Origin of the sequence: Vibrio sp. K4 (assembly GCF_051122595.1) — a bacterium.
Taxonomy (GTDB): Bacteria; Pseudomonadota; Gammaproteobacteria; order Enterobacterales; family Vibrionaceae; genus Vibrio; species Vibrio owensii.
Genome location: NZ_CP178578.1, coordinates 384,938 through 403,273, shown reverse-complemented (window position 1 = coordinate 403,273; position 18,336 = coordinate 384,938). Strand labels below are relative to the sequence as shown.

The window sequence follows — 18,336 nt, the reverse complement described above, 5'->3', positions numbered from 1 at the left end:
CTAAAAGTTGTACATGAAAAGCAAAATTGCAAACTCAAAAATAAGCATAAGGTGCTGATATTTAATATATTTTTAATATTTAAAAATGTCAGTGTCTGAGCATTTAATCGTCGTGTCATTTTTTTAATCGGATAAAGTGTTTGAGCTTTTTTCAAAGCTTCTAATATGGATAACTAAAAGGTCACAAACTTCGGACAAAGTAATTTAATTTTTTTATTTCAAGTGGATAATTGGAGACCTGATGCTCAAGGAGGAGACGAAGAATAAAATGGAAGAAACGAGAGAAATGTCACTGGAGCAAGTAGAGATCGATGAATTCTCAGTTGCGGTTTTTGAAGCAAGAGAGTCTGTCCAAAAAAGTGCCCAACGTATTGTGAAAAGCAAGCTCAGGTCGTTTATCGGCGATAAATCAACAGAGTACGTTCAGATGTCGGAGGATTTTCTCTCTTTTGCGACAATAAGACTTTTAGAAGGAATTCGTGCTGAAAAGACGGAAAAAGTTATCACGCCTGAGCAACGGCATGCGCGTCAGATGAAACTTTGGCACAGATATAAAACGGACAAGGACTATCTCAAAAAGTACTTACTCACAGCAGTGACCAGTGCTTGCCATACGCGCATGCGAAGGTGGTCTTTAGATACTGAAGAGATACTTTCAAATGAAGATGACGTGAATGATGGTGAATTTCCTTCAGAGGCACGTACTAGGGAAATTGATAAGTCCCCGGCAATAAGAGCTCGTGATTCTAGAGCAAATGGCGATAGGCAGTCAGACGAAGAGTGGCTTGTCAGTAACTCAAGTATGCTTAGGGTTGACGGAGAATTTAGTGGCGTAGATACGAACGATTTAATTGATTTTTTTGAACAGAAGAAGGTAAGCAGAGACGAGCTTCGTCTAATTCTGTCAAAACTTTCTGGTGAGAGTATCGAGCATTTAGCATCACTTTCTAACGAGAAGAGTGCGACGGTGCAGAAGAGGTATCAAAGAGCGTTAGAAAAACTCGGGTTGACTGCAAAAGATTTGAGAAATTTCTAGTTCTCATTTTGGCTTAAGGGTTGATTGGGATAATGGGGCAGATATTGTGCATCATAGCGTAATTTGTCTCCGATTTGTTAGCCATATAGCTAACAACCCAACAAAATCTGAAATGTTAGCTATATGGCTAACATTACTCGACGGAGGGTATCTTTTGTTGCAAAACCGGTAACTCCTACCATCATGCAAATTGCTTTGGAACAAAGTGTCTTAGAGTTTAGGCCTGGGTGGGAGCATACTTTACTTATCAATTAATCATTATGTTGATTAGCTTAAAATCGGAATCATTTTTTCCTTTCAACTCTGAAAATACATAAGTACAGAGGTGCAAATTCTGACCACACTGCCTGCGTCTTGAGCGATTTAGTATGCCCTAGAATTAGGGTATTACCCCGAAGCACGGACACGATTCGCTGTTTAGCAAATTGCTGCCCATTCATTGCCAGTCCGTCTACTCAATCAGATAAAACTTCTCTTTTTATTCCAATTCCTAATGGCACAACACCATATGACATAAAGAAATAATGAAATGTATACATCCTCAAACTCTAGTTAAATGCAACAATGTATAATCTTACTAATTTGATTGCATGAGCAATTGTCTACATATCTAATTTAACCCAATGAGTAAAAAAGTGAGGAGACATAGTGAAACTCGATAAATTGCGAATCTCACGTTTTCAGAGTTATGGTTCAGCACCTACAGAATTATCTTTTGACGAACTGACTTTTCTTATTGGGCCCAATGGTTCAGGAAAAACGGCTGCTCTTCAGGCTCTTTGTAGAATGTTTGCTTTTGACCCGTCTCTCCGACGAATAAAGAAGTCTGACTTTCATGTTCCATGCAACGAAGCTGAGCAGCCTGAAGAACGAAATCTTTGGATTGAAGCTGATTTTTTGTTCCCTGAATTACATGAAGAGGCAGATGCTACAACTGTCCCACCGCATTTTGCTCATATGAGATTAGTCGGTGGGGGGGATACTCCTCGAGTACGATTTCGTCTAGAAGCATCTATGGGCATTGATGGTGACATCGATGAGTCATTGATATATGTCTTGGAGTTAGATGAAAATCAGCAACCTAATAGTACAGCCAAAGTTTCCCGAATAGACCGGAATCAGATTCAAATACATTATCTTCCAGCGAGACGAGACCCGGCAGAACATATAACCTTTGGGGCCAATGCCTTATTAGGGCGTATATTAAGAGCTGTTAATTGGGAGGTAGAGCGAGAAGCTGTAAAGGGGCATACAGACCAAATTAGTTCGAGCCTTGACGCCAACATCTCTGTAAATGCTCTAAGCACAAGTATCCAAAAGTCATGGTCTTGTTTACATAAAGGGCAGTTTTTCACGCAACCTAAAATTACTTTTGTTGCTAGCGAAATTGATTCTTTACTTCGTCATCTATCTATTTCATTTGCTCCAGGACACGATGAAGCGAACGTTGATTTTTCACGGTTGAGTGATGGGCAAAAGTCAATGTTATATTTGTCTCTAGTCCTTTCATCTCAGGCAATTGGTCGCTCAGTGTTAAACGGTGACGACTCTTTTGATCCTGATAAACTTCGTCCTTCAGTGTTTACCTTGATTGCTATAGAAGAACCGGAAAATAGTTTATCTCCTCACTATTTAGGGAGAATTGTGAGCTCTCTTCAAGAGATGCTCGGTCACGGGGATGCTCAAGCTCTCATCGCAACTCATGCACCCTCGATGCTCAGACGCGTCGAGCCGAAACAAATACGTTACATGCGTCTGAATTCGAACAGAGAAACAACTATTGCCAGCATAAACATACCTGACGAAGAGCATTACGGTGATGCTCATAAGTTTGTCACACAGGCGGTGAAAGCCTTTCCTGAAATATACTTTTCAAGAATGGTTATTCTTGGGGAGGGTGATAGTGAAGAAATTGTCATACCACGATTGCTAGAAGCTAAAGAAGTACCTGTTGACGCATTTGGTATTACGGTAGCCCCTCTTGGCGGACGGCATGTGAACCACTTTTGGAGACTTCTTGAAGGACTAAATATTCCGCACATTACACTATTAGACCTTGACGTTGGAAGGTATCAAGGTGGCTGGGGGCGTATCAAAACAACTAATGACCAATTAATACGCTATAAACCATCTCTACAGTTAACAGAAGGGTTTGCAACTATCCCCGGATGGGACAATTCTGAATACAAAATCAGAGATTATCATCATTATCTAGAAGAAATGGAAAAACGAAGAGTGTTTTTCTCTTATCCAATGGACTTAGATTTTGCAATGCTGAGAGCTTTTCCTACGGCATTCAATATAGAAATTGATGATCAAGTTGAACCGGAACTTCCACAGATCAAAGCGGTGCTAGGCAAGTCGCGTACCGATGCATCCGAGTACGACGATGAAGAACGGAAGTTATTTATTTCATATCACAAGTTGTTCAAAGTTGGCAGTAAACCCGCTGAGCATATCAGTGCTCTCTCTAAACTATCTGATGAGCAACTATTGGTGAACATTCCCCCATCCTTAGAGCGGTTGGTTGAATCTGTAAAAGAAATATTGTTGGAGCTTCCTGAATGATTAGAGTAGAAAACTGGCAACCAGCTGACGGGTTAGTTCTGGAGCCTAACGCCTATCGAGCAGCTAAGGAACGTGAAGTTAGTCTAGCTTTGACGGCCGGACCTGGTGCTGGAAAAACAGAAATGCTTGCTCAACGAGCAGATTTTTTACTTCGTACAGGTTCATGCAGATACCCTAGACGCATTCTTGCTATTTCGTTCAAGGTAGATGCGAGTAGCAACTTAAAGGAACGAATTAAACGTAGATGTGGTATTGAACTATCATCTCGATTTGATAGCTATACATTCCATGCTTTTGCGAAGCGAATTATAGAACGCTTTCGTCCAGTATTAACTGGGGATGATGCCTTAGAAGCAGGCTTTACAATAGGCCCCAAGGTTCTTCATAAGCAAATTGATTTTACAGATCTAGTTCCTCTTGCAATTAAAATACTAAAGGAGTCCCCTCCTGCAAGAAATGCATTGAGACAAACATACACAGATGTTTTTTTGGATGAGTTTCAGGATTGTACGAACCAGCAATACGATCTCATAAAAGTAGCCTTTCAAGGGACTAATATTCGCCTTACGGCAGTCGGTGATACAAAACAAAAAATAATGGGTTGGGCTGGCGCACTTGACGGAATTTTTGAAACCTTTAAAGAGGACTTCCAGGCTGCCCCACTCAACATGTATCGAAACTTTCGCTCAAGGCCTAAGCTTCTTCAATTGCAAAATGAAATTGTCAAAATCCTCGACCCTACTTCTGTTATGCCCGAAGACCAAGTGGCAGGAGGTGAAGGTCATATCCAAATTCACCCTTTCGAAAATTGCCAAGAAGAAGCCAGTTATCTTGCAGAGGAAATTGGCATATGGATAAATGAAGAGAAAGTACCTCCTGCTGAGATAGCCATACTCATTAAAAACCAACCTGATTTATATGCAATGAAGCTTATGGTAGCGCTGCGTGATCGAGGTATTCCGTATAGAAATGAACAACAGTTGCAGGATATATCAGTTGAGCCAGCAGCACGCCTAATCGTAGATTTTTTATTAAGCACTTTTGGTAAGCAAGAGCCTTCTTCATGGATTCGTTTGATGGAAAAGTTAGTTCCATTCTCTGAAGATGATGATGAAAGAGGCGAGTTAGTTCAAAATTGGCAACGCTTCATAATTGAGGAAAAAAAGGCAATAAATCAAAATCCGATAACTCTTGAAAATACCAATAGATGGGACTGTTTAAAACGTTTTGTTGAGAGAGTAGGGTTTCAATCACTAATGTCTCTGTCACATGACTACGAAACAGAATCACGTTTACGTGAAGTACTCAATGATACTTGCTCCAAGATTGATCAATTAATGTCAACTGGACTCTCTCTTCTGGAGTCTTTGAAACGCTTTGAAGATGACCAAGCAGTTAGGATACTTACTGTTCATAAGAGTAAAGGCTTAGAGTTTGACTCTGTAGTGTTATTAGGTGTTGAAAATGAAAGCTATTGGGGAAATCAAGATGAAAATTTATGTACTTTTTTTGTCGGGGTTTCAAGAGCAAAGCGAAGGTTGTTACTGACTCATGTTGGCTTTCGTTCTAGACCTGCTGACCATTACGGAAGATGGGATACACACAGGAGTAGACAGGAAAGATTTCTGGGATGTGTTATATGATAAAAAGAATCGTATTTATTAATGTATCAAGAAAGTCGGTTTCACCGTACTTTTCTTAATCACCCCGACATGAACCAGAGTTGTTAACCCAACAAAATTTTTTCCATCTTCGAGCTAGTTGGTGTGGCTAGCTCAGATTCCCCCCTTTCAATTTCGGTTATTTTCCCATCATGCTTTGCAAAATTTTGCTTATATCAACTCAGCCCCCTCACGACTATCTAAAATCTCCACGTTAGAACGAAATTATTAATTAGCTTTAAAGGCGTAGAGTCTTTGGACATCCTCTAGTGTTTGTTAATGTATGGATTCACTTCACGATTGAAGTATTAAGGCGCTTATAGTGCGTAAATCAGATAACATGCATATGAAATTAAGGGTATAATGGCTTTCTATGTACATGTTATTTATGGAGTTTACGTGAAAGAAATTGATGATTTGCAGTGCTTAGTAGGTGGTTCTATCCCCAACGCTAGCCAAAGGATCAAGAATTCCTTTTTCTTGAAAAATAATTCTTGGGACGATTACTCGTATCGAACAACATATGAGCTTTATTTTATTGATAGTGAAAAAAAATCAATTGAAATTGGCTTTGTCAAAATATCGAGGAAAAATCTGGAAGAAAAAGAGCGGCCATTAGAAAATGGAATACTTGAACCGCTAGACAATAACTACTTTTCATTAGGTCAAGAAGAAACCTTCTATGAAAGATTAAGAGACTTGCCCGATAATTATGGAAGTTTATTACTTTCTTATTTAAATGATATCTCTCATAGCTATGGGGCTTGGGTTAGTAATAAAAGTGAAGAGTCTTTAAATATTTCTCTAATGAGAGATGTTACAGCATTGGATGTTGTAAGCTATAACCGCATTTTTAATGGCTCCAACGATAAGATTAGTTATACAGTTAGATTTAAGTATAAAAATGAAGATGTCGTATTCACTGTAGATAATTCTAAGCCATTTAAAAACTCTAATATTCACACTTTTATAGGCAATAATGGTGTTGGTAAAACCACGGTTTTAAAAAAATTAGTAGAAAAAATATTTGAAAATGACTTCAATTGTCAGTTAAACATGCCGGATTTTTCTGGTGTAGATCATGATGGAATTGAAATTCCTTACATTGATAGAGTCTTGTACGCAAGTTTTTCGGCATTTGATAATAATTTACCAAACATACCATCTGGCTATAAATTTGATTATTTAGGCTTACATGACGGTTCGGGGGGATTTAAAGGTCCTACTGAACTTCGTGAAGAATTTGAAAAAGCTATCTGTAAATTGATTGAAAGAGCAGATACTGAATACTTAGCGAAAGTATTTACCCCACTTCTTGATGTCGATTATCTACGAGAGCATATCAATGAAATTTTAGATAATATTAAAGATATTTCCAAGATAATGTCAATTTATGAAAAACTAAGCTCAGGGCATCGTATTATTGTCCACACGCTTGTTCTACTTATGGGCAAACTTCGCCAAGGTATGATTACGTTATTCGATGAACCAGAAACTCATTTACACCCACCATTATTGGGAGCATTCCTTCAGTCATTGCAGATAATTTGTAACACTTATAATGGAATGATTATATTCGCGACTCATTCTCCAATTATTCTTCAAGAAGTTTTATCATCGAATGTTTATATTTTGCGACGAGTTGATAACGAAATGTTATTTAACCGCCCTCATGTGACAACATACGGACAAAACGTCTCTAAGTTGACTCGAACAGCATTTGGATATCAGAATGTAGGATTTCACAATACAATCAATAATTTAGTATCCTCCAAGGTCATTACTAAAGATAACATTAATGAATTCACTGATATTGGCTCTGAAGCTAAAAAGGTAGCGTGGACGCAGTTATATAGGGCTGAAGATGAACAATGATATTAGAACAATTCAAGAAAGTAGAGTTATTGATTATTACATTAATTCCAGTGGGGTGTCGAAACAAAAGAAACAAGATTTACGTGCAATAAAAAGCAATCTATTAGCTGACTTTAGAATTTATAAACTTTTTGGTAATTTGGGGAAGTTCCATCAAGTTTCATCCCATATATCGAAGTTGTCTTCTAGTAACGCCAATACTTTAGAGTTACTTTATACGAGTTATTTGTCTAAATCTGGCGTTAGAAAGGATATTTTTTCTAACAATTTGATATGTCCAGGGTGTCAGAATAACTATGCAACACTTCGGTCAACACTAGATCATTATCTTCCATCATCAAATTATCCAAATTTCTATGTATTCCCACTTAATCTAATTCCAACGTGTGGCGATTGTAATAGGATTAAGAATGATGTAATACCAACTAATAAACAAGATAATCTTCCACACCCATACTTTGATGAAAATCTTTTTAAAAGTAACTGGTTAAAAATTGAAATTTTCAACAACAAGCCACTAAAGTATACGTTTAATATATCAGATGTATTAAATATTAATGGGAAGTTTAAGGTTCTAAACCATTTAATTGCCTATGAGTTAGAAGATACTCTTTTTACGCATGTAGACCACATATTTGAAGAAAATGATGACGATTTAAAAGATATTTTTCAATCTGATGGACAAAAAGGCCTGAAAGAGTATATTTATATGTTGAGACAAGAATCCTATGTTTCACCATCCAGTGACGATTATCTTCCTATTAATTTAGAGTATGCTTTCTTTGATGCTTTATACAATTCTAGTTGGTTTTGCAGTCAATATTATACTTAGATTTATTAATGTATAATTATAATTGGCGAATGATTATAATATAATTTGGGGTAAGTGTGCTAGTTAACAGCTTTCCCCAAATGAAAAGTTAATTTCTCTAATAAAAATATTGGGATTAAATGCTATTTAGAGTAGGTATTCTGTATATCAGATATGTTGACTAAAAGCTTAATGGTCATGGAGGTTACAAAGAAGACTTGTAATGGTAAATCAAGAAATAGAATAGAAATGTCAAGATTAAACTTGACTTTATTTGGTCTGAATTACTTGATTTGTAGACGTGGCGGTGATTTGAAGGTCTAGTGGATCTAAATTATAAGTCGACAACAAAGTATGCAAGCCAAGGTAACGTGACCTTTGGGAGCGCATCATTGACCTAATTATAGCGTTAAACAACTTGGGAAGAGTTGTCTATTACACGGAGTTATTTCCATGAACTCGAATTAATGCTCACGATCTGAATCTTGTATCTGCAAGTCACTTGGGTATACCTAACTCACATTTGTCCACTAACGTGTCAGCAGATCTTGGCAGACTCTTTCTGGTACGACCAATACGTTTGTACCCTGAGGCGTGTTTAGAACACAAGAAACATTCATAAAATTAGTTTGGGCAACAAACTCTCGGACTCATGGATTTGGCTAGCTCTTTTGTGATAAAGCTTAATTGTCCTCCGATATAGAGCGGATAAAGAGCAAGGGATATCGGTCATGTTTCTCCCCCTAAACCGTACCTTTTGACCAAATCTGTACAGTTTCGCGAGGATTAATTCCTTCTAAAATCAATGTATTCATATAGTTGAATTACCACTACATAGTCCCCATAAAAGATAAGGGCAAATACGAAAGCTAAAAGGCCACAGAGAACTCTCTGGCATATCGCTTTCACAAAAAGTTTGAACAATCAAACTAATGCTGTAATGGAGTTAAGATGTGGTCTGATAAAGAATCCTCACTAGATTTTTTAAATTTTAGTGAGACAGCTGAGTCGATTAAGGACCTAGTCACCGAAAAAGAATTGATGCCAATCTCTGTTGGTGTTTTTGGTGATTGGGGTGCAGGTAAGTCAACAATCTTAGAATTGACCAAAAAGTCAATATCTGAAGAGGAGGAAGACTACATTCAAGTCCATTTCGATGCTTGGATGTATCAGGGTTATGACGATGCAAAAGCAGCGCTACTGGAGACAATTGCATCGACCTTGGTTAAGCAAGCGAAAGACAATGCCAGCTTGAGTCAAAAGGCGAAGGCTTTTGCAGGACGTGTTGACATTATTAGGTCTTTGGGACTGTTAATGGATGGAGGTGCAGCCCTAGCTGGCGTCCCTACCATGGGTGGATTTCAAAAATTAATGGGGCTATTTACTGGTGGCGAGAATGGCGAACTAGATTTTAGAGATGCCAAGGATGCTTTAGATGGTGCGAAGCAGATATCGAAAGAGAGTAAAGGAGCCGTAAGTTCGAAAAAGACTTTCTCCCCTCCAAAAGAAATTAAAGAGTTCCGCCAAGCATACTCAGATTTGTTGAGTGAATTTGATAGACCACTCATAGTTTATGTCGATAACTTGGATCGTTGCTCACCATTCAATGCCATCTCGACGCTGGAAGCAATACGGTTATTTTTGTTTTTACCAAATACAGCATTTGTGATTGCGGCGGACGAAGATATGATCCGCTTAGCTGTGCCGGAATATCACAAGGGAGCTTCGCAGCGTCACCAAACTGACTATCTAGATAAATTAATTCAAATTCCTGTACACGTTCCAAGACCCGGTACTCTAGAAATCAGAGCTTACCTGATGATGTTGACAGCTCAAGATCATGGCGTTAAGAGTGACCAGCTTGAGGGGCTTAGGGAAAGCCTAGAGCAGTCTCTTCAGCTATCTTGGAAGCAGTCACCTATATCAGTCGATGAGCTTTTGGACGTTGATAAAGTTCAAGATGTTCAGGGTAAGGATGAACTAAGAAGTAAGTTCATCGTGGCCGAACAACTTGCTCCATTGCTCGCAGAGTCCTCCAATATAAATGGGAATCCTCGAATTGTTAAACGCCTCTTAAATCAGGTGAAAATGAGAAGAAAAACAGCGCTTCGTCGTGGTATGCAGCTGGATGAGAAAACCATTACTAAATTGGTGATATTTGAGCGTTGCTTAGGGACTCAAGCAACAAACAAACTGTATCAGTTGATTGATGCAGAGAGTGGTTCTCCCAAGATTCTGGCTCAATTGGAAGATCCAGAAATTGAATTCGATGATATGGATTTACCAGAAGAGTGGAAGCTAGATTTAGCTTTTCTTGACAAGTGGTCGAAGTTACCACCGATGTTTGCAAATGTGAACCTGACCCCAGCGGCATACTTAAGTAGAGAGAGTATCCCCATGGGCCTAGTGAATGCAGTCATGTCCGGCGCTGCTCAAAAGCTTGTGAAGGATTTAATGAAACAAACGGAAAGACTAAGCCATACAAACCAAAATGCGATAGCAGCGACCCCAAGAGAAGATTATTTAGCTGTGATGGATGGACTAATTGAAAACTTCAGGACTGTAAGCGATTGGTCAAAAGCTCCTCCAGGCATATATGGCGCGAGACTACTAGCTGTTGAAGAGCCTAAGTGTAAAAAGGCGCTACTAACTTACGTCAAGGGACTGCCAAAGCAAAGGTGGTTGAATGTAATTATCAAGGAATTAGAAAAGTAGGTATAAATGGGTACTTCAGCATCATCAACTGGTCCTAACAATCAGAGCCCACTCATTCCGTCATGGGCTGAAGAAAGCTCGCCTGTATCAATTGAGCCAGCTCAAGATATTGGTGGCCCGGACGGGGAAAATCAAGGTGACAAGGAAATCGACAATGAAAAAGTTCAGCAGGAAATCGGCAAACCATCTGGTACCGCCAGTCCTGCAAACCGTTTTGCAGGAGCTAGAAGAGAATTCGGGAATTATGCCAAGGTCGGAGGTTCAAGCTCAGATCTAAGGCGAGCACTAAAGAGTTATTCTAAAAAAGGCTCTGGTGGTGGAAAAACCACAAGCCGAAGATTGGCTAGTGGGATAACGGCTGGTACTGGTTTACTTGGAGTGATGCGTGGAGACACTGTTACAGTCAACAACCAAAGCCTCTCTTTAAATGACTTGAAAGGCCTATCCACTGACCAAGCTATTGATAGAATTGCTTCACATTTAGCTCCTGATAATGCTGACTCAGACTCTGTGAGAATTGCTTTAGATTACGCGCTGGAAGAAGCCCTACCAGATACCGAAGATTTCGATCCAAATAGTTTTACTGAAGAAGTTATCCAACAAGCCATCGGCTGTTATCTAACTGACTTGATTTTCCAAGATGTGGTTGAAGGCATGGGTAAGGCTTGGTTCCACGTAGAACCTGCTAGCAAGCACCATAGCATGGAAGTTGAGCTACGAGAGCTTATCAAGGTAATAGCTCAGGAGCAGCTAGACAAGGTCACTAATGGCAACCCTAGCAATATCACCAGAAATAACATTACTAAGATTCAAGCTGATGCCATCGCAATGACAGTTGAAGAATGGGAGAGTTTCGATGACTAAATTTTACTTCAATGATAATCCAAACCAACTACCTGAATATTCAGAGTCATGCCACCCAGTACAACTCTTCCACACTCACGAATATGATGAAAAAAAACACAGCTTAGCTTCCAGAGGGCTACTGCAAACAGTAAGAGACTTGGGAGTTACTGTTGAGCCCAAGGCAATTGATTTGATCACAATTGCTTCCGCTGTTACCGCAGCTGATACTTTTGAGCTAAGAGAAAAGGCAGAGAATGCTTGGTCAAGGCAAATGCACCTTCACATCCCAGTAAGTGATCCGAACATATGGGATGCAGAGGGTTCTGAATTGAGCTCAATTTTGAATTTTCTTACTGGCGATCAATGGATATTCACTTTTGAGCAGACATCAATGGAAATGCTTAAACCTAAGACAAGTAAGCAGGCTAAACATAAAGCCAAAACTCTTCTAGGGAAAAATGCTGTTTGCCTATTTTCTGGCGGTCTTGATAGTGCTGTGGGTGCTATTGATATCCTTAATGGAGAGTCAGACTATAAGCCTCTCTTAGTAAGTCACGCCTATCGTGGAGATGGTGCAAAACAAGAAGAAATTAAAACTTTGTTATCTTCGCCATTTGCAGATCTATCCTATTCAATCTCTCCTCGCATCACTAAATTATGCGAAGGCAAAACTGACATAAGTATGCGAGGAAGAAGCTTTAATTTCTTGGCGATGGCCGTATTGGGCATTTCCGCACTAAGAAGTGCTAACAGTGATGCCTGTATTAAAACGATTGTCGTTCCTGAGAATGGCTATATCTCTATCAACCCGCCGCTAACTAGAAGGCGAATAGGAAGCCACAGTACGAGAACTACACATCCCAACTTCTTGCAGAGATTGGAAGAATTGCTGACGCGTATAGGTTTTGACATCAAATTCGTAAACCCTTATCAGTTTAAAACAAAGGGCGAGATGCTGGCTGAGTGCGTTGACCAAAACGCGATCAAAAAAGCCGTACCGCTAAGCGTTTCATGCAGCCACTGGCACAGAGAGCATATACAATGTGGGCACTGCGTACCTTGTCTAATTAGAAGAGCATCAGTACATCATGCTGGATTTGATGCAGATGCACCATATAAAACAAACCGATTGAAAACACTAGTTAAAGAAAAGGGTACAAGAGACGACCTGCAAGCTGTTCAAACCGCCATTATCCGGTTGAAGCAAACCAATAGTTACAAATCTTGGTTACGGAAATCTGGTCCCATCCCACTAAATAAGTCTGTACGTAATGCTTTGGAGGCAATGATTAAGCGTGGCTTGATGGAAGTTGACGTATTTATACAGGCAAACAAAACATCATGATGGATTTGCATTGCCACGTTGACCTATACCCCGAGCATGAGAAGGTATTGGATGACATTGAGCGCTCAAGCTATTACGTATTATCTGTAACAACAGTGCCTTCAGCCTTCGAAGGTACTGTTAATCTTACAAAAGGACTTAAGCACTGCAAAACTGCTTTGGGATTACATCCTCAACTAGCTCATTTAAGGAAGAATGAACTATCGGTTTTCGATCGACTTATAGAGCAAACTAAATATATTGGTGAGATCGGACTGGATGGCTCAAAAGGCTGGAGAGAGCATTTTGATGATCAATTGTTGGTTTTTAATCACATTTTAAAAAAGTGTGAGTTGTTCAATGATAAAATTCTGACCATTCATAGCCTAAATGCAGTTGAAGAAACTCTACTTTGTCTCCAAAAGCATCCCAATGCAGGTACGTCAATATTGCACTGGTTCTTGGGAACAAAAAAACAGCTGTTAAAAGCGGTTGAGCTAGGTTGCTATTTCTCTATAGGTCCAGCCATGTTGACCTCCGCACGAGGAAAACGAATCGTATCTTGGATACCACGACAAAAAGTGCTGTTGGAGACTGATGGACCATTTGCAAAAGTCTCAGGGCAAGTATTGTTCCCCTCAGATGTTGATAGAGTAATTCAACACCTGTCTGAGGAATGGGAATTGTCATACACAGATGTAATTAAACAGTTGAAGAATAATTTACGTATATTGCTTACCACTAAATAGCGACCCAAGGCGGAGTTTTGATGCTGTCGTGGTCATTGGGAACATAAATTCTAGATCTGGATATTTCATTCACTAACTTTTGCAATACTAATAGTTAGTTGTGACCGAATCTCGTCAGAGTTTCAACTTGGTGGAAATAGTTCTAATGAAACTTTTCCCTACATATAGGATGGTTTGACCAGTAAATTGGTGATTTGCAAAAAAGTACGACCGTGCTAAAACTGTATTTATGAAAAAAGGAAAAGTAACCAAAGAGCTGATACTGCAGCGTGCATTCCAACTCGCGAGTGAAAACGGGTTGGAAAGCCTCACTATTGGTGAGCTTGCAAAGCAGTGTGGTATGTCGAAAAGCGGCCTATTTGCTCACTTCAATTCCAAGCTGAACTTACAGCTGTCGGTATTGGAGTTTGCCAACCAAGTGTTTGCTGAGCGCGTAATTGCGCCAGCGCGTGAGTTGGGTGATAGCAACATCGAGCGTAAAGTTCGTGGGTTGTTGGATGCTTGGATGACGTGGAACCACTCTTTTCAAGGCAGTTGCATGTTCCTCGATGCTTGGAACGACACCGCAGAAGAAGGTTGTGCGTTGCAAGCAGCATTGCGTAAATCAATTGATAATTGGTTGAATTACCTAGAAATTCAGATCAAGAAAGGCAAAGAAAACCAAGAGTTTGTGGCGGACTTAGATACGCGACAAGCGACCTTTGATCTATACGGGCAGTACTTAAGTGCACACGTATTTTACTCGATCAAAGGGGAAGAAGAGAGCCAGAGATTGTTCTGGCAAGGCATCGATAACTTGTTTATTCGATGGAAGCGCTAGCCCCGCGGTAACGGGCATAGTAAGAGATTCATAACAAAGGGCGACGGAGAGCGCTCTTTCTTATCAGCTTAAAAAGCACGACCGTTCTATTTTGTGCAAAGCTGATAGCTAAGGAAACGATCATGAGTGAGAAAATTTACTTCAATACTTCGCACAAATTCAGTGTAAAGCGCAGTTTAATCAACATCAGCACGCGTTTGCACCACACGCTAGCACCGTCACACGCAAAAAAGACTGCGCGAAAATTGCTGCTTACTCCTGCGCGTACGCAGCCAAAAAATGCCGAGCCACAAGGGCTTATCAAAAGTGAAATCCAAGGCCATGCTGGGGCAATTAAAACCTATCAGCTTGGTCGTGGTCCGGTATGGGTGTTGACTCACGGTTGGTCGGGGACAGCAAGCCAGTTTTACCCACTGATGGAACACATTGCCGCATCGGGTTACACCGCACTCGCATATGACCATCCTGCGCATGGTGAGAGTGATGGTCAGTATGGGCACATCCCTGCGTTTGTTCGTGGCCTAGAGGATGTGTTGGATTCGGTGGAAGACGTGGCCGGTTTGGTTGGACACAGTATGGGAACGGCGTCGGCATTAGAGTGCCGTCACAGCAAATTAGAAAACAAGCCTTTGCTATTGATTGCGCCAGTATTGAATTACGTTGAAAACCTGTTTGGCAGCATTGCTCGTTCGGGTTATTCAATGAAGCTGTTCAAAGCCGTGGTTTCGGAAGTGGAAGATCAGTTTAACTACCCATTGCAGTCGATTGACCCAGAGAGACGCTTAGCCGAACGTGAAGCGAAAACCATCATTGTTCACGATGAGCAAGACAAGTTTACTAAGCACAGCGTATCTGCGCAGGCGGCAAGTGAGATTGAGCGAGTGGAGTTGGTGACGACCCAAGGGCAAGGCCATGGACGCGTGATGAAGTGTGATGAGGTATTCCAGAGCTTCGATCGTTTAATTGAAGCAAGCTGATTATTGAAACGCATTCCCTAGATTCTGATGAAACAACAAAGGACAGCCGAAGCTGTCCTTTTCTTTTATAACCCTATTAAAAGAGGGTGATGTTGAATCACAACGCTTTTTAGCAGTGGCTTAGTTACAGTTAGCTGGACCAACTTCTTTCCAAACTCCCCATTCGCCAGATTGGCTAGGATCTTGGCCTTGAGTCCACCATTTCGCTTCCCAAGTCTTACCAGCGTGTGTCACTTGGTCACCGCCGTTGTAAACTGTGCCAGCATCCCAAGCATTAGTACATGTACCGCCGCCTGTGGTGTGTTTTGCAACAACAACGGTTGCTGTCGCTGTAGATGCCGCTTGACCATCGCTTACGCTTACAGTGAAGCTTAGGCTAGTGTCTTGTGGGTACTCTGCTGCTGTGAACGTGACTTTTGCACCGTTAACCGTTGCGTTTAGACCTTGAGGTAGCGTCCAGTCGAACGTTAGCGTGTCGTTGTCTGCATCGCTAGAAGCCGAAGCGTCTATCACAACCACGTCACCTGCGTTTGCTGTTGCTGGTGCAGAAACCTGTGCAACTGGCGCAGTGTTTGGTGGATCAATCACGCCTGCTGGCTTAACCGTTACTACAACAAGATCAGAAGCGGTTGCACCTTCGTTATCAGTGACAGTTAGCTTGAACGTTAGCTGTTCTTCAACGGCAACTTCTGCTACATCGAAGCTTGCTGTCGCTGCGTTCGCGCCAGATAGCGCCACTGCAGTACCAGAGACTTGTTCCCAAGCGTAGCTTGCGATTGTGCCATCAGAGTCTGTTGAGTTGCTGCCATCAAGTACAACACTTGCAGGACCTGTTACTGCTTGGTCTGCACCTGCTGCTGCCGTTGGTTTACGGTTTGGTTGGGGAACGACGCTGCCTGCCATACCTTCGTGCATTGCATTCAGGATGTCGCCGTTATCTGCATCAATTTCCCAAGAGAATAGACCTGCTAGACCTAGAGATTTTGCGTAGCTACCTTTTGCCAATACAGAGCGGTGGTCATCAAATGTAATCAGCTCTCCAGTCGAACGGTTCCACACCCAAGGTGCTTCTGCTTGAGCATCGTAGCCATATTCAAAGCCGTTGATACCCGTATTGTTCGCACCTAGCATGAATGACTTAATGCCTTTGTAGTCAATCACGCCATCTTCCCAAACACCTTGAGCTGTGCTGCCTTTCAGTTTACCTGTTGCAGTACCTGTCATAGGGTCATTTGGATCGGTTAGCGTATCCGGTGTCACGCCTTCCCAACCACGGCCGTACATTGCTGTACCTAGAACCAGTTTGTTCGCAGGAACGCCTTGCGCTAGTAGTAGTTGGATACCGTTGTCAGCCGTGTAAGCTGGGCCTTTGTACGGTTCGCCATTTTCATCAACGCCGCTGCCGTCACACTGACCAGGACGCATAAATGAACCACAGTAAAGCGCTGTTTGGTGACCAGGAACGTTGTTCCAACCGCCGTAGAAGTCGTATGTCATCGCGAAGATGTAGTCCATGTACTGAACTGCGTCTGCGTAATCAACATCTTCAATTTTGTCGTAACCTACACCGATTGCCGAAGTTAGCTCGTAAGTACGGCCAGTTTCTGCTTCTAGTTCATCAAGCATTGCACGCAGTTCACGCATCAATGCGATGTATGCAGGGCCATCGTTTACTGGGTCGCCCTTATCAGCTGCAGCGCCGCCACCACCAGGGAATTCCCAGTCGATGTCCACACCGTCGTAGAACTTCCACGTTTTCAGGAATTTCTTAACTGACGCGACAAACGTGTCACGGTTGGCTTTATCAACGAAATCGAAGAATGGGTCAGACAGTGTCCAACCACCGATAGATGGGATGATTTTTAGATCAGGGTTACGTTGTTTCAACGCCATTAGCATTGCGTAGTTACCCTTGATCGGCGTGCTGTACTCATGGCCTGCTTGCGCGAAGCTCTTTTGGTATGCTGCCCATGGGTCATGGATAACCACTTCGTAGTCGTTCACACCGCGACACGCTGTTTGCAGTGCGTTGAAGCTGTTACCGCCAACCGATTTCACCGATTCGTTTGGACCACAAATTGGAATGAAGCCGTAAAGGATGTGCGTTAGGTTGTCGACTGGCATGTTGTCGACAGTGTAATCACGGCCGTAGATGCCCCATTCAACAAAGTACGTACCCATCACGACACTTGGGTCTGTGTTGTAGGTTTTGTTGTTCGGGTCAACATTCATGGTTAGAGGTGGTAAGTGAGAACCATCGGTATCTGCGATAGTAATCTCCACAGGTGCACTCTTGGCACAGCCTGTTGCATCACACGCTTCGATTTCCATTTGGTACAAACCACCTTGGCCGTACTCAAACGACGCTGTGGTTTGGCTACCAGTGATAGGGCCAGTTGCAACCTGAACACCATCAAAATAGATGTTGTAAGTGTCGCCAGATGTGCCGCTCCACTGGTTGAATTTCACGTTGATCTTGGCTAGTTCATGGTACTTAACCATGTCGTTGTAGCCAGATGTGGTTTCCATTGCCAACTCAATTTTAGAAAATTGCAGGTTGTTGGAACCGTACATATCGATACTTGGTGCGGTAGGAGCCGCGTTTGCAGCGCCAGATAATGCTAGGGCAACCCCAGCTGCACATAGGTTAAATCGAATCATAACTTCTCTCTCAATCCTTGAATTCATGTTCATTGACGAACATAAGCTGCTCCTGCGACAGAAAAGACAACCAATTCACACACTGTGCAAAAGCATCCCTTTGAGCATTTCAGAGGCTTATTTTTTTTCAAAAAAAAATAAATCAAGTTTCGACCGTGTTACCTAAATCTCACTACAAGAAACATACTTTTGCAGTGAAAATTCAATATCGAGCCAAGATTTTATAAATATTTTGCATGTGTTTAATTAATCGCTTACTCAGTTCGCATGCGTTATTTTGCGAGTGAAATTAA

General features: G+C 41.4%; 12 protein-coding genes. 11 read left to right on the top strand and 1 reads right to left on the bottom strand.

Translation table 11 applies throughout. From position 1 onward, the window contains the following. The first annotated feature begins 241 nt into the window (after positions 1-241). The 11 genes from ACLIIY_RS19345 to ACLIIY_RS19295 all read left to right on the top strand — a co-directional run bounded on the left by ACLIIY_RS19345 (position 242) and on the right by ACLIIY_RS19295 (position 15,382). Positions 242-1,036: a hypothetical protein gene (locus ACLIIY_RS19345; protein WP_434529156.1), complete on the top strand. Its 795-nt coding sequence runs from the start codon at positions 242-244 to the stop codon at positions 1,034-1,036. A 648-nt stretch (positions 1,037-1,684) separates the two neighbouring features. Further along, complete coding sequence (locus ACLIIY_RS19340) at positions 1,685-3,604, top strand: ATP-dependent nuclease (RefSeq protein ID WP_434529155.1); 1,920 nt, start codon at positions 1,685-1,687, stop codon at positions 3,602-3,604. Beyond that, positions 3,601-5,247 (top strand): UvrD-helicase domain-containing protein, encoded by a 1,647-nt coding sequence (locus tag ACLIIY_RS19335; protein ID WP_434529154.1) that lies wholly within the window; start codon positions 3,601-3,603, stop codon positions 5,245-5,247. The genes ACLIIY_RS19340 and ACLIIY_RS19335 overlap by 4 nt, the downstream gene beginning before the upstream one ends. Before the next feature lie 417 nt (positions 5,248-5,664). Further along, positions 5,665-7,140, top strand: a complete 1,476-nt coding sequence (locus tag ACLIIY_RS19330; RefSeq protein WP_434529153.1) for an ATP-dependent nuclease — start codon at positions 5,665-5,667, stop codon at positions 7,138-7,140. Then, positions 7,130-7,972, top strand: coding sequence for a hypothetical protein (locus tag ACLIIY_RS19325; RefSeq protein ID WP_434529152.1), 843 nt, complete (start codon positions 7,130-7,132; stop codon positions 7,970-7,972). The genes ACLIIY_RS19330 and ACLIIY_RS19325 overlap by 11 nt, the downstream gene beginning before the upstream one ends. A gap of 930 nt (positions 7,973-8,902) precedes the next feature. Next, positions 8,903-10,666 carry a KAP family P-loop NTPase fold protein gene (locus ACLIIY_RS19320; protein ID WP_434529151.1) on the top strand — a complete coding sequence of 588 codons (1,764 nt, stop codon included), beginning with the start codon at positions 8,903-8,905 and terminating at the stop codon, positions 10,664-10,666. Between the two features lie 6 nt (positions 10,667-10,672). Then, positions 10,673-11,530, top strand: coding sequence for a hypothetical protein (locus tag ACLIIY_RS19315; RefSeq protein ID WP_434529150.1), 858 nt, complete (start codon positions 10,673-10,675; stop codon positions 11,528-11,530). Continuing rightward, positions 11,523-12,857 (top strand): Qat anti-phage system QueC-like protein QatC, encoded by a 1,335-nt coding sequence (gene qatC / locus ACLIIY_RS19310; RefSeq protein WP_434529149.1) that lies wholly within the window; start codon positions 11,523-11,525, stop codon positions 12,855-12,857. The genes ACLIIY_RS19315 and qatC overlap by 8 nt, the downstream gene beginning before the upstream one ends. Further along, on the top strand, positions 12,854-13,585 hold the full coding sequence (gene qatD, locus ACLIIY_RS19305; RefSeq protein WP_434529148.1) for a Qat anti-phage system TatD family nuclease QatD: 732 nt from the start codon (positions 12,854-12,856) through the stop codon (positions 13,583-13,585). Before qatC ends, qatD begins: the two co-directional genes overlap by 4 nt. A 229-nt stretch (positions 13,586-13,814) precedes the next feature. Continuing rightward, positions 13,815-14,405, top strand: a complete 591-nt coding sequence (locus ACLIIY_RS19300) for a TetR/AcrR family transcriptional regulator (RefSeq protein WP_434529147.1) — start codon at positions 13,815-13,817, stop codon at positions 14,403-14,405. 122 nt (positions 14,406-14,527) lie between these two features. Then, positions 14,528-15,382 (top strand): alpha/beta fold hydrolase, encoded by an 855-nt coding sequence (locus ACLIIY_RS19295; RefSeq protein WP_434529146.1) that lies wholly within the window; start codon positions 14,528-14,530, stop codon positions 15,380-15,382. Between the two features lie 120 nt (positions 15,383-15,502). Here ACLIIY_RS19295 and ACLIIY_RS19290 read toward each other — a convergent pair whose 3' ends face one another. Further along, the gene (locus ACLIIY_RS19290; RefSeq protein WP_434529145.1) at positions 15,503-18,043 is read right to left on the bottom strand and encodes a glycosyl hydrolase family 18 protein; all 2,541 of its coding nucleotides are present in this window, start codon (positions 18,041-18,043) and stop codon (positions 15,503-15,505) included. Positions 18,044-18,336: the final 293 nt, after the last annotated feature.

Coding starts and splice junctions, on each gene's coding strand:
- ACLIIY_RS19315 (WP_434529150.1), top strand. CDS start 10,673: ATGGGTACTTCAGCATCATCAACTGGTCCTAACAATCAGAGCCCACTC.
- qatD (WP_434529148.1), top strand. CDS start 12,854: ATGATGGATTTGCATTGCCACGTTGACCTATACCCCGAGCATGAGAAG.
- ACLIIY_RS19325 (WP_434529152.1), top strand. CDS start 7,130: ATGAACAATGATATTAGAACAATTCAAGAAAGTAGAGTTATTGATTAT.
- ACLIIY_RS19345 (WP_434529156.1), top strand. CDS start 242: ATGCTCAAGGAGGAGACGAAGAATAAAATGGAAGAAACGAGAGAAATG.
- qatC (WP_434529149.1), top strand. CDS start 11,523: ATGACTAAATTTTACTTCAATGATAATCCAAACCAACTACCTGAATAT.
- ACLIIY_RS19320 (WP_434529151.1), top strand. CDS start 8,903: ATGTGGTCTGATAAAGAATCCTCACTAGATTTTTTAAATTTTAGTGAG.
- ACLIIY_RS19300 (WP_434529147.1), top strand. CDS start 13,815: ATGAAAAAAGGAAAAGTAACCAAAGAGCTGATACTGCAGCGTGCATTC.
- ACLIIY_RS19335 (WP_434529154.1), top strand. CDS start 3,601: ATGATTAGAGTAGAAAACTGGCAACCAGCTGACGGGTTAGTTCTGGAG.
- ACLIIY_RS19290 (WP_434529145.1), bottom strand. CDS start 18,043: ATGATTCGATTTAACCTATGTGCAGCTGGGGTTGCCCTAGCATTATCT.
- ACLIIY_RS19295 (WP_434529146.1), top strand. CDS start 14,528: ATGAGTGAGAAAATTTACTTCAATACTTCGCACAAATTCAGTGTAAAG.